Annotated in this window: 11 protein-coding genes and 2 pseudogenes; 10 read left to right on the top strand and 3 right to left on the bottom strand. The window is 70.4% G+C overall.

What is annotated here, in order from left to right; genetic code table 11:
- From AB0D44_RS33160 to AB0D44_RS33180, 5 genes and pseudogenes are all read left to right on the top strand, one after another.
- Positions 1-1,205 (top strand): annotated as a pseudogene (locus tag AB0D44_RS33160) (hypothetical protein); the annotation flags it as partial.
- On the top strand, positions 1,202-1,954 hold the full coding sequence (locus AB0D44_RS33165) for a hypothetical protein (protein ID WP_362598236.1): 753 nt from the start codon (positions 1,202-1,204) through the stop codon (positions 1,952-1,954). The pseudogene AB0D44_RS33160 and the gene AB0D44_RS33165, both read left to right, overlap by 4 nt.
- 301 nt (positions 1,955-2,255) lie before the next feature.
- Positions 2,256-2,381, top strand: coding sequence for a hypothetical protein (locus AB0D44_RS33170; protein ID WP_362598239.1), 126 nt, complete (start codon positions 2,256-2,258; stop codon positions 2,379-2,381).
- Positions 2,382-2,897: 516 nt separating this feature from the next.
- Positions 2,898-3,542: a hypothetical protein gene (locus tag AB0D44_RS33175; protein ID WP_362598263.1), complete on the top strand. Its 645-nt coding sequence runs from the start codon at positions 2,898-2,900 to the stop codon at positions 3,540-3,542.
- Between the two features lie 50 nt (positions 3,543-3,592).
- Positions 3,593-3,775 carry a hypothetical protein gene (locus tag AB0D44_RS33180; protein WP_362598242.1) on the top strand — a complete coding sequence of 61 codons (183 nt, stop codon included), beginning with the start codon at positions 3,593-3,595 and terminating at the stop codon, positions 3,773-3,775.
- Here AB0D44_RS33180 and AB0D44_RS33185 read toward each other — a convergent pair whose 3' ends face one another.
- On the bottom strand, positions 3,776-4,057 hold the full coding sequence (locus AB0D44_RS33185; RefSeq protein ID WP_362598245.1) for a hypothetical protein: 282 nt from the start codon (positions 4,055-4,057) through the stop codon (positions 3,776-3,778).
- A gap of 303 nt (positions 4,058-4,360) precedes the next feature.
- Positions 4,361-4,915, bottom strand: a complete 555-nt coding sequence (locus tag AB0D44_RS33190; protein ID WP_362598248.1) for a TetR/AcrR family transcriptional regulator — start codon at positions 4,913-4,915, stop codon at positions 4,361-4,363.
- Between the two features lie 90 nt (positions 4,916-5,005).
- Here AB0D44_RS33190 and AB0D44_RS33195 point away from each other — a divergent pair, with 90 nt between their 5' ends.
- The 4 genes and pseudogenes from AB0D44_RS33195 (at position 5,006) to AB0D44_RS33210 (ending at position 10,192) form a co-directional block, all read left to right on the top strand.
- A complete protein-coding gene (locus AB0D44_RS33195; RefSeq protein ID WP_362598251.1) occupies positions 5,006-5,416 on the top strand; it encodes a nuclear transport factor 2 family protein in 411 nt (136 codons plus the stop codon).
- 289 nt (positions 5,417-5,705) lie between these two features.
- Positions 5,706-7,460, top strand: a pseudogene (locus AB0D44_RS33200) (DNRLRE domain-containing protein); the annotation flags it as partial.
- A 219-nt stretch (positions 7,461-7,679) separates the two neighbouring features.
- Positions 7,680-9,653: an amidase domain-containing protein gene (locus tag AB0D44_RS33205; RefSeq protein ID WP_362598266.1), complete on the top strand. Its 1,974-nt coding sequence runs from the start codon at positions 7,680-7,682 to the stop codon at positions 9,651-9,653.
- Complete coding sequence (locus AB0D44_RS33210; RefSeq protein WP_362598254.1) at positions 9,650-10,192, top strand: hypothetical protein; 543 nt, start codon at positions 9,650-9,652, stop codon at positions 10,190-10,192. The genes AB0D44_RS33205 and AB0D44_RS33210 overlap by 4 nt, the downstream gene beginning before the upstream one ends.
- Positions 10,193-10,453: 261 nt before the next feature.
- Here AB0D44_RS33210 and AB0D44_RS33215 read toward each other — a convergent pair whose 3' ends face one another.
- Positions 10,454-11,032, bottom strand: a complete 579-nt coding sequence (locus AB0D44_RS33215) for a TetR/AcrR family transcriptional regulator (protein WP_362598257.1) — start codon at positions 11,030-11,032, stop codon at positions 10,454-10,456.
- A gap of 132 nt (positions 11,033-11,164) precedes the next feature.
- Between AB0D44_RS33215 and AB0D44_RS33220 the strand changes: the two genes are divergently transcribed.
- Positions 11,165-12,081 (top strand): MFS transporter (locus tag AB0D44_RS33220; RefSeq protein ID WP_362598260.1); only part of this gene is annotated, 917 nt, incomplete at its 3' end.

A 12,081-nucleotide genomic window follows, 5' to 3' on the forward strand; every position in this document is an offset into this window, starting at 1 on the left:
CGAAGTACCTCGACGGCGACGGCAACTACTACAAGGCAGACGGCAGCCTCCACCAGCACATCGACGAAGCCCCGGTCGAGAAGACCCCGGACACGACCCCGGCCCCGAAGCCGGACGCCCCCCTGCACGCCACCCCGGCCAAGGTCGAGGCCCCCGACCGAGTCCTGACGACCGTCGGCGGTCCCGCCGACGACATCACCCGCGTCGGCTCCAACATCTCCGACCCGGTCCGCGCCGCAGACCACACTCCCGCCACCCGCCCCGACACCACCCCCGGCGGCCACGCGGGAGACCACACCCCGGGCGGCAACGCATACGACCATGGCAGGGGCCCTTCCGCGAGTCACGAACCCCCGACCGGCACCGGCCACACGGACGGCCCGTCCACGGGCGGCGGCCACGGTGACACTACGCCCACTGGTGGTGCGTCCCACGCGGATACCCCAACAGGCGGTCACGGTGACACAAGTGGGACCGGTAGCCACGGCGATGGCCCCGGCCACCCGCTGGGCGGCGAGGGGGCGGGCGGTTCCCTGCCCGAAGGGCCCGCCGGTCTGCCGGACCAGCCGACACTCCCTGGTGGATCCGAGGTCAGGCCGGACGGCGCTCGCTACATCGAAGAGCCCGACGACGTCCCGGCGGCACGCTTCTACGACCAGGTGCGGGCCGACCCGCACACCCTGGACATTGCGAGCATCTCGGATAGCACAGGCATCAGTACCACCGTGCTGGATCGCGTCCGCACGCACTTCTTCCTCACCCAGCACGTGGTGGCCGAGGCGCCAGGTGTCGCGCGGCAGGCGTATTTCACGCCCCGTCACGACATCGCCGATATCTGGCAGGCGGCCAGTCAGCGCAGTCTGACTCCCGATGAAGCGGTGAAGTTCGAGCGATATATTGCGCATGAGTACGTGGAGAGCCAGTTCATCGAGGCGGGCATACCGTATCTGAGAGATGAGCCGCACATGTGGGAGTCTTACGCCAACGAGACCGAATCTGGGTACTTTCACACCTGGCCGGAGAGCTGGGCCGATGCCGGCGCCCATGAGCTCGCGACGAGTGAGCGCAGAGGTGGCTTCGGCCACTGGGGCGGGCTGGGCCTGGACGTACCGAGGGTCGAGTTGGCACCGGGTCTCTCCAACATCGACGAGGTGGTGGCAGCCCTGTTCCAGGAGCTGCGATCGAAGGGAATTGAGCTCAAGTGACCGACCGGACCGCATCCGTCATGCTGAACCGGCTCCGTGCGGTGGAATGGGTCGGCGACTGGGACGACGTGCTCGCGCGCGTCATGTCCCGGCGCATTCTCATGCGTGAGTATCTGAGGCGGGCAGCCCTGTGGGCGCAGGCGTACTCGGCCGAAAGAGCCTGGCCCTTCTTCGATGTCACGGAATACGTGGACCCAGAATTCCGACTTTCCCCCGAAACGGCGGCGGAGCTCGAAGAGTACCTGAGCCGCGTGCCCGGATCGGCTCTGAAAGCCACGTGTGCGGGCGCCGTGCGCCTGGCGGAACTCCGCGAGCAGAACCCGGCGGCGTTGCCCGACCTGCCCGACCTCTACGAGCCCCTGGTCCTCTTCTACGAGCGGGGCGGGGAGTTCCTGCGGGACAACGCAGGTGGCCTCGACCTGACCGGAGTGTCGTTCCGGCTGGGTACCCCGCAGGGCAATCTCGGCACCCCGCCCTTCCATGCGCTCAGCGAGAGGGTGCTCGACGCCCTGGATGCCAAGGGACGCATCTCGTACTACGCCGTCGGTGAGAATCGGGAGCCCCTCATGCGGCGCCGCATTGTGCGGGGCGAGCGTCATGACGAGGTATTCGGCCGGGATCTGCGCTGGGAGCCGACGGACCGGCTCCCGGAGACGGAAGAGGCAAGGAAGAGCGCAGGCCTGGTCCCGCTCGATGAGATTGCCGCGGCCGAGCTCATCGGTGCTTTCGTGGACCGGGCGTCCCGCTAGCGGTCAGCTTCGGCCAGCGACGTCGAAGCCCTGAACAGCTACAGAGGGACGCATCCGTGACGTACAACCTCCTTACCGCCGACTTCGTTAGCCCGGAGACCGTGGCCGTCGCACTTGCCGGATGTTTCGGCGTCGCGGTCGGTGATGTGGAGGTGGCAGATCCCGATGGTGACCCCGGTGGATCGAACTGTCCGTATACCACGACGTCTGGGGTCAGTGTAATTTCCTGGGCGAGCCGCAGCCGGCCATACACGCCAACAACGCGCCGCGGCTCGCCTCGGCCCTGCAGGAGCTCGACCAGTTGCTCGGAGTCGCGGCGGAGCCCGGTGAGCCGACGTACTACGGGCGGGCCGAGGGCTACGGACTCAAGGCTCCCGACATCATCGACGGGCGGGGACCGGACCTCACCGACACCGTATTCGGGTAGACGGCAGCATCCGCGGCGGGGACGCAGGGTGCGCCGGCTCGCGATCGGTAAGCCGATGCCCCAGCGGGTGATCGACCTCTACAGGGAGTACTACTCGTGATGTACGGCCTCCTGACAGAGGCAGCAGCAGATCCTGAGGCGACTGCCTGAGTGCTGCCTGAGGCGTTCGGCGTCCACATCCAATCGGTCGACGTTTCTCCGGAGAGCGAGAGGGAGAACCGCAACTGGACGCGACTGTCACGTGCGAGTACGAGGGGCCTTCAGCACGCATCGAGGCGTGCATCCTCGGCGCGGGCCGTGAACTTGGAGAGCTCCGGCCAGGCCGAGGGCGCGCCATCCGGCGCAGGCCACACGGAGGGCCCCAACCTTGGCGGCAACGGCGGAACCCACACCGGTGCGGGTGAAGCCCCAGACGGTGTTGTTGGCCGTGGTGCCTCTGAATCGCCTGGACCTAGCGCCGCGCTGACTCCGGAAGAGCAGGCTGCGCACGCTCGGCATCTGGAAGGGGCAATGTCGATGTTGATGCGCGCGCCGAAGGAGTGCGGCTCGTGGTTCTGGGACCTGGACGACGTGGCGGAGCCCGGTCTGGAGTCCGCGCTCAGGACCGCGGCGCGCATGGGTGCGGTGCTTCAGAAGCACGGTCTGCTGGAGCCGGCCTCGCTTGAGTGGAACTGGTTCCAGCTCGGCAAGGGCGGCCTGGGCATCCACAGCCGCCTGGACCTCGTCGGGCGTTCGTTCGATGATCCGGCGCTGCCCGCTGACCTCCGCGCCTGCCGGCCGGGCGGCCATCCGCAGGCGGAGATGGGCGGGATCGTCGTGCTGGGATCCGGCGCCTGGTTCGACGCGAGCGGAACACGCCACACCGAGTACCGCCTGGTCGAACTCATGGTGTCACCCGACGAGATCGGACCCTCGGCGGAACTGTCCGTGTACCACGACGTGTGGGGCCAGTGTGACTTCCGGGGCGAACCGCACCCGGCCATCCACGCCAACAACGCACCCCGGCTCGCGTCGGCACTGCAGGAGCTCGACCAGCTGCTCGGAGTCGGCGCGGAGCCTGGCGAGCCGACGTACTACGGGCGGGCCGAGGGCTACGGTCTCCAGGCTCCCGACCTCATCTACGGGCGTGGGCCGGACCTCACCGATACCGCATTCGGGTAGGCGGGCGGCGGGACTCGTTTCAACGGCAGCTGGCGGCGCCGGACGAGCAGGTGAAGGAGCCGGGATCCGCGAACCGGAACCGGTTCGCGGACATGGCGGACGCCACCGGGGCCGACCGGCAGGGCGGCCGACTGTTGCGGCGGCGTGTGGTCCGTAGCGAGACGTACGACGAGACGTACGACGAGGCGTTCGGCCGGGACAGCCTGCGCGGGGAGCCGGCCGGCGCGGGCTGACTACGGGATCAGGTGGTTGTAGATCTCGGTCACCTTCGTCTCGAAGGGCGGCGCCCCGAGGTCCTGTGCGGCAGGGATGACCTTTTCTTCCGTGAAGCGCCGGAAGTCGGCCTCCGACTCCCACACGTCGATGACCTGCCAGCCGCCCCGGTCGCTGGGTGATGCGACGTGGGCGAGGAGTCCGGCCGGCGGGTTCGTGGGGTCCGGGAGCACCCGGTCGTGGACGGCCTGGTATTGCTCCGGGGTCCAGTCCGCGCTCCAGTTGTAGACCAGAACTGCCATCTCGGTTCCTCGATTCCGTGAGGCTGTGAGTCCGTGAGTCCGTGAGTCCGTGAGTCCCTGAGTCCGTGGGTCCGTGAGTCCCTGTCCAAGGGTGGGGGTCCCGCTCGTGACGCTACGGCCGCGCGCAGGGGGCAGCGAGCGGTCGCGGACCCCGCTACGCCGTTTGCCGGAATGGTGCTCCGTGCCTCACGCCGGGCCGGCGGCGGACGCGTCGCGCCGCTCCGGGGCGGAGCCTCCGTGCCGTCACACCACGGGCGGCACGGGCGGCACGGGCGGCTCCGCGTCCCGCTGCGAGAGGACGGCTCACCCTCCTGCGGACGCACGGGTGTCGAGGAGCCGCTGCGCCACCTCCCGGGCCCGCCGGGCCGGGGCCGGGCCCGGGTCCAGGGCGGCCACCACCGTCGCGCCCTCGACCAGGATCAGGAGTTGGTCCGCCAGGAGCTCCTCGCCCGGGCCGGCCAGGTCCGACAGGAGGGACCGGAGTTCCGCCTTGTGGCGGTGTACGACGTCCAGGACGGCCGCCGGGCCGCCCGGGCCCAGTTCCCCGTACGCGTTCAGGAACGCGCAGCCCCGGAAGTCCGGCTCGCAGAACCAGTCCGCCAGCCAGTCGAAGAGGGCGGGGACCGGGTCCGCCGCCCCTGACACCGCCTCGCGCAGACTCGTCATCCAGCGGCGGTCGCGGCGCTCCAGGTACGCCGTGACCAGGGACTCCTTCGCCGGGTAGAGCCGGTAGAGCCGTTTGAGGGGGACGCCGGACTCCGTGCGGATGCGGTCCATGCCGACCGCCTGGATGCCGTCGGCGTAGAACAGCGCCTCCGCCGCGTCCAGGAGTCGGGTGCGGGCCTCTTCGTCGTCCATGAGGGCAGGGTAGCCCGATTTCCCTTGCGGGGAGAACGTTCGTTCTCGTACGGTGGAGAACGACCGTTCTCCACTTCGGAAGGATCCGCCGTGACACGTCCGCCCCTGCCGCCCTTCACCGAGGAGTCGGCCCGCGCCAAGGTCCAGGCCGCCGAAGACGCCTGGAACAGCCGGGATCCGGAGCGGGTGGCCCTCGGGTACACCGAGGACTCGGTCTGGCGCAACCGCGACCGGTTCCTCACGGGCCGCGCCGAGATCCGGGAGTTCCTCGCCGAGAAGTGGGAGCGCGAGCTCGACTACCGGCTCCGCAAGGAGCTCTGGGCGTACACCGGCAACCGCATCTCCGTCCGCTTCGCGTACGAGTGGCACGACGCCGCCGGCCAGTGGTGGCGCAGCCACGGAAACGAGCAGTGGGAGTTCGACGGCGACGGCCTGATGAAGCGGCGCGAAGCCAGCATCAACGACGTCCCCATCGCCGCCGAGGACCGCCGGCTCCTCTGAGCGCGAGAGCCTCATCGGCTGGCGCTGGGTGTGAACCGCGTCACCGGAGGTGTGGATTCCTTGTGGATTCCTTGCGGATTGCGGCAGTTGGGACCTTTGAGCGCCCCTCAAGCACCCTACCGGCGGGTTTATGTTTCCCCAGCCCACCGAGACCGATCCGGTGGCGACCGACCAAGACTGGGGAACAATGACCACTCGTCTGTCCGCGACGCGACGCGGATGGTGGAGGTCCGGGGGGACCTCCAGATGGATAGCCACCGGAGCAGCGATCGCCGTGTCCGCCACCCTCATGCAGGGTGCGAACACGGCGGATGCCGCTCCCGCGAAGGATCCGGAGAGCCGGACCGCCGCCGACGCCGCCCAGGCCGTGACCCAAGAGGTGGACATCGCCCGCGCGCGCGTCGCCGCGCGCAAGGCCGGGCACCGGGTCGAGGCCGTGTCCGAGCGGTCCGAGACCGCGACCACGTGGGTGAACCCGGACGGGACCCTCACCACCGAGGTGTCCGCCGGCCCGATCCGCTTCTACGACCAGCAGGCCAGGGCCTGGCGTGACGTCGACGTCAGCCTGGCCCGCGGAGCGGACGGTTCCGTCGCCTCCAAGGCGCACCCGCACGGCCTCACCCTCGGCGCCGGCGCCGGACGTGCCCGCAAGGCAGGCCCGATGGCCGCGGCCGCCGCCGCCGAGGCCGCCACCGACCTGGTCACCCTCGGGGCCGGCGACCAGCAGATCACCCTCCAGTGGAAGGGCGCCCTGCCGGCCCCCAAGCTCGACGGGGCCCGTGCCGAGTACACCAACGCCGTGCCCGGTGGGGACGTCGTCATCGAGGCGACCCGGACCGGATTCGAGCAGTTCGTCGAGCTCAAGCAGCGCCCGGCGGCCGAGGGGTACTCGTACACCCTCCCGCTGACGGCCAAGGGCCTGAAGGTGGAGCAGCTGTCCGACGGCAGCGTGCAGTTCACCGACCGCAAGAGCCGCAAGACGGCCGTCATGCCCGCGCCCGTGATGTGGGACTCCACCGTCGACCCGGTCTCCGGGGAGCACACCCGCAAGGTGCCGGTGGCGATGAAGGTCGTGCAGAAGAAGGGGGCCGTCGACCTCGTCGTCTCACCGGACGCGAAGTTCCTCGCCGACCCGGCGACCAAGTACCCGGTCACCGTGGACCCGTCCACCTCGGCGCTGGGCAGCCTTTTCGACACCTACGTCCAGCAGGGCGAGACCGTCGACTGGTCCAACGACACCGAACTCGACCTCGGCAACCCGGGTACGAAGAACGCGGACGGCACGCCCCGTACCGCCCGTTCGTTCATCACCTGGAACACCGCTCCCCTCGCGGACTCGCTGGTCTCCAGCGCGAAGCTGTCGCTGTGGAACTTCCAGTCCGGCAACACCGACTGCACCGCCCAGCCGTGGGAGGTGTGGACGGCCAACAACGCCTCCACCGCCTCGCGCTGGACGAACCAGCCGGCCATGGTCACCAAGTACGCCACCTCCACCGAGACCCGCGGCAACGCCGCCTGCACCTCGGCACCCGACGGCTGGATCAACGCCGACGTCACCGGCCTCGCGCAGCACTGGGCCAGCCAGAAGTGGACGTACTCCGGCATGGGCCTGCGGGCCTCCTCGGAGTCGGTGGTCGGACAGTGGAAGCGGGTCAACTCCGCCAACGCCACGGCCAACCCGCCGAAGCTGACGGTCACCTACAACCACCGTCCGCGCACCGGCACCAAGCAGCAGGCCGGTCCTCCGTACACCCAGGACAAGACGGGCGCCTGGCGCGTCGACACGACGACGCCGACCCTGCGCGACACCTTCGCCGATCCGAACGGCGACAAGGTCACCGGTTCCTTCCAGATCTTCGACGCGGCGACCAACACCCAGGTCGGCAACGTCCTGGTGTCCCCGTACGTCGCCGCCGGCACCCCCGCCTCGGTCGTCGTCCCGGCGGGCGTGCTCCAGCACGGGCGCACCTACCGCTTCCGTACCTCGCCCTACGACGGCACGCACTACAACACCGAGTGGTCCGCCTGGGCCACCTTCACCGTCAGCGCGCTGCCCGGTGTCCCGCAGGACCTCCAGGCGGGTGCCCAGCAGACCCTGACGCCCATCCTGTCCGCGGTCGCCATCGACCCCGCGCAGGGCAGGGTGAGCGCCGAGTTCTCGGTCAAGGACGCCGCCGGCAAGCCGGTTGCGGACCTGGCCCTGCCGCCCGTGTCGCGCGAGAGCGGCAGCCGGGCCGCCGTGCAGGTGCCGGAGGGCAAGCTGGTGGACGGTGCGACCTACAAGTGGGCTGCCCGCGCGTGCACCAGCGTCGGCTGCTCGCCCTGGTCGGCCGAGCAGAGCCTGACCGTACGGCTCCAGCCGCTGCCCGCCCTGCCCGCCGCGCAGTCCCTGGTCATCGGGGACGCGGCGCTGAGCGGCGCCTCCGCCGCCACCGACTGCGACACGCCGGGCTGCGTCGCCCTGCCGGACGGCCGGCTGCACATCGGCACGGTCGACGGCCACCCGTGGGCGACGCGGCTCAAGGCCGACCTCGCCGCCCTCCCGAAGGGCGCGCGGGTCACCTCCGCGAAGCTGTCGCTGACCCGCGCCGACTGCACCGCGCCGTGCGAGGCGCAGAAGCCCGCCGTGTTCGAGCTGTCCGGCGCGTGGACCCCGGCGCAGAGCGGCAAGGAGCTCCTCACCGCCGCCGGTACCGACGCCTTCGCCTCCGGCGCATCCCTGGCCGAGACCGACCTCGGCATGCTCGTGCAGTCCTGGATCGACCGCGGCGCGAACGAGGGCCTGGCGCTCACCGTTCCGGACACGGCGGCCGGGGCGGTCTACCACTCGGCTGCGGCGGCGGACGCCGCGCAGCGCCCCAAGCTGACGATCGAGTACCTGCCGCCGACGGTTCCCGGCGCGATCAGCGAGATCGTGCCCACCGCCGGCGACACCGGTCTGCTCGCCACCTGGAACGCCCCGCTGGACGCGGGCGCCAACGGTGACGTCACGTACGTGGCGAAGGCCGAGAAGAGCGACGGCACCGTGGCCGGCACCTGGGAGGGCACGGCGCAGCGCGCCGTGTTCACCGGGCTGGACAACACGCTGTCCTACCGGGTGTCGGTGACGCCGAAGAACGCCGTGGGCAACGGGCCGGTGACGCGCTCCGTGCTCGTCCAGGGCGCCGCCGTCACCGGCGGGGCGACGCGCTACACCGACTACGTGCAGGCATACCTGAGCGCACGCAACAAGGTCGCCACCGGCGTCAGCCTGACGGCGGCCGACGCGACTGCCGAGTCCCCGCACGGAACCGTCTTCGGCGACGTGCTGGGCGTGCAGGAAGGCGCCCTCGTCGGCGCGCGGGAGGCGATGGAGTCCAAGGGCCAGGCGTACGTCGGTGCCTCCGCGGCGCTGACCGAGACCATGGTCGGCAAGGGTGCGACGGCCGACCGGGTCGTGGTGCGCACCACCGTCGTCCAGACGCTGACCCTGCGGGTCGACGGTGTCGACCAGGTGTCCGAGGACAAGACCACCCGCCGGTTCGTGTTCACCGTCACCGGGGGCGCGGCGAAGCTGGAGAGCGAGTCCGACGACACCGAGGCCGGGCAGACCCTGTCGCCGACCGCGGCGGCGGGCGTCCAGGTGGCGGCCGCTCCGGGCGAGAGCACGGGCGAACCGGCCGACGAGACGGGCGCCGTCGAATTCGACGCGGACGGTTTCCCGGTGTCCGGGGCGCCGGAGGCCGGGGCCACGACGGCCCGGTACGCGGCGAACGTCCGCGGCAGCGGCACGGCGAACTGGGCCTGGAACAACACCGGCATCAAGTGGGACTACGGTCAGGACTGCACCAACTTCGTCTCCAAGGCCCTCTTCTACGGTGGTGGCATGAAGACCCGTACCGGCTGGTACACCAAGGACAGCGCCTGGTGGCGCAACCCGAGCTGGGTCAGCTGGCCGAAGAACAGCTACACGTGGTCGGCGGCCGAGAACCTGCGCCGGCACTTCGGCTACCGGTCCAAGAGCTACATCGCCAACACGTACTCGCTGCGCCCGGGCGACATCCTGTTCTTCAAGTGGAAGAGGGACTCGGTGTTCAACCACGCGTCGGTCGTGACCGGCAACAACCACGGCCAGATCAGCGTCGCCCAGCACGGTCTGACCAACCACACCACGCTCCAGGCGATCATCTCCCGGTACAAGGGGACCTCCGACCCCATCACCAAGATCGTCATGGTGCGTCCGGTGGGCGCTTCGTGAAGCCCGCCACGGCCCTGCGGTCCGCGCTCCTCTGCTCCGCGCTGGCGGTCGGCCTGCTGACCGGCTGCTCGGCCGGGGAGGGCGGGGGTGACGGCGGCGCGGCGTACGCGGGCGACTACGCGGGCCACGAGCCGCTGGCCGTGGTCGGCTACCCGTCCGCGGGCTCCCTGCGGATCACCCAGCAGGTGCTGTGGCGGCTGGCCGACGGGAAGACGGCCGACCTGGCCTCCCTCGCGGCCGACGGCGATGCGGAGGGCGACGCGCGGAAGACCGCCGAGAACTGGGTCACGGCGTTCCGTGAGGGAGCCCGGGGCAAGGTCACGGCGGACTTCTACGACGAGGGCTCCACGCGTCAGGTGGTCGTGCTGTACTTCCACGGCACGGCCCAGATCAAGGAGATCCAGGTCCGCGCCACGGGCAACGGCGGCGAGGACGGCTGGCGCGTGAGCATGCGCGAGCCGGATCCGAAGGAGGCCGCGGCCTCCCCCGCCTGGGCACCGAAGACGCCGGGCGGGCTCGGCTCCAAGACCGCCGGCTGACCCCCGCAACGCCCGAGGGCGCCGGCCCCGCGACCCCGCGGGGCCGGCGCCCTCACCGTTTCCGGCCCGTCCCCGACCTTCGCCCCTCGGCGCAGCCCCTGTGGGTGGGGGCGCGTGCCGCTCCGCTGTGCGTGCCGGGGTGCCGGGCGCCGAGTGCCGGGTGCCCGGCGCCGCTCCGAGCCGCATCCGTGCCAGGTGCCCCGCCTTGAGGCACGGGCCGCGCTCCGCGCAACACCGCGTGCCGCGTCGCGGGCCCGCGGGCTACGCCGCGTGGTGGGCCTGGGTGATGAGGTCCGTGGCGACCTCCAGGGCCGCCAGGCGGGTTTCCTCCGGGTCGCCGTCCACGTGCTGGAGGTACATCATCCCCGCGTGCAGCGTGAACAGCGCGCTCACGCACCGGACCTGATCGGTGAGCGGGCCGTCCTGGGTGCGGAGCAGTTCCACGAGCTGGGACATCCAGTCCTTCATCGTCTCGCCGATGGTCAGCTCGCGCATCGTCGCCTGGTTCTCCTGCATGAAGCGGAACAGCGAGGCCCCCGCGCCCATCGACTCGCTGTAGCGGCGCAGTACTTCCCGCTTCGTCTCCAGGGTGGGCGGCTGCGCCTCGGCCCAGGCGATGAGCTCGTCGATCGGCCGCGTCAGGTCCTCGAAGACGCTGACGATGATGTCTTCCTTGGTCTTGAAGTGGTAGTACAGCGCCGCCTTCGTGACCTCCAGCCGCTCCGCGATCTCGCGCAGCGAGGTCTTCTCGTAGCCCTGCTCGACGAAGAGTTCCAGCGCGACGTCCTGGATGCGCTGGCGCGTGTCCCCGCGCCGTCTCTGCGTGGTGCTGCTGGACATGGAATCTCCTCGGCTCGCGAACTTACTTGACGCCCGGCTAGTTACAGGTCTACCTTAATCGTGAACTAGCCGGGCGGCAAGTAAGTGGCGTCCGGCGAGCGCTGCACGGAGAAGGTCAGGGGAGGGGACGGGGTGGACAGGGACTCAGCCAATTCTGCCGGGACTTCCGGGGGTGAGAAGCCGCGCACCGTGCGGGTCGTCCTGACGGCGGTCATGATCGCGATGCTGCTGGCCTCGCTCGACACCATGATCACCAGTACCGCGATCCCCACGATCGTGGGTGAACTCGGTGGCCTGGAGCACCTCTCCTGGGTGGTCACCATCTATACGCTGGCCACGGTGGCCTCGACCCCCCTGTGGGGGAAGGCCGGCGACCTGTACGGCCGCAAGGGCGTCTTCCTCACCTCGGTGGTGCTCTTCCTGATCGGCTCCGCGCTGTGCGGCGCGGCCCAGGACATGGGCCAGCTGATCGCCTTCCGGGCGGTCCAGGGCCTGGGCGGCGGCGGTCTGCTGGTCGGCGCCATGGCGATCATCGGCAGCCTGATCCCGCCCCGCGAAGTCGGCAAGTACCAGGGCGTCATGGCCGCGATCTCGGCCCTGTCCATGATCGGCGGCCCGCTGATCGGCGGCGCCATCACCGACCACCTCGGCTGGCGCTGGGCCTTCTACATCAACCTGCCGCTCGGCGCCGTGGCGCTCGTCATGATCTCCGCGGTCCTGCACCTCCCCAAGACGGCGCAGGGCCCCCGCCCCAAGGTCGACTACCTCGGCGCGGCGCTGCTGACCGCGGCCATCACCTCCACCGTGCTGGTCACCACCTGGGGCGGTACCGAGTACCCGTGGGGGTCGGGCCAGATCATCGGGCTGATCGTCATCAGCGTCCTGTCGACCGCCGCGTTCCTCTACGCCGAGACCAAGGCTGCCGAGCCGATCCTGCCGCTGCACGTCTTCCGCAACCGCAACTTCAGCCTCATCGCCCTGATCGGCTTCCTCGTCGGTTTCGTCACCGTCGGCGGCGTCTTCTACCTCCCGCTGTTCCTGCAGACGGT

Origin of the sequence: Streptomyces sp. NPDC048349, from assembly GCF_040651925.1 — a bacterium.
Lineage (GTDB): Bacteria > Actinomycetota > Actinomycetes > Streptomycetales > Streptomycetaceae > Streptomyces.

Coding starts and splice junctions, on each gene's coding strand:
- AB0D44_RS33175 (WP_362598263.1), top strand. CDS start 2,898: ATGTTGATGCGCGCGCCGAAGGAGTGCGGCTCGTGGTTCTGGGACCTG.
- AB0D44_RS33185 (WP_362598245.1), bottom strand. CDS start 4,057: ATGGCAGTTCTGGTCTACAACTGGAGCGCGGACTGGACCCCGGAGCAA.
- AB0D44_RS33190 (WP_362598248.1), bottom strand. CDS start 4,915: ATGGACGACGAAGAGGCCCGCACCCGACTCCTGGACGCGGCGGAGGCG.
- AB0D44_RS33215 (WP_362598257.1), bottom strand. CDS start 11,032: ATGTCCAGCAGCACCACGCAGAGACGGCGCGGGGACACGCGCCAGCGC.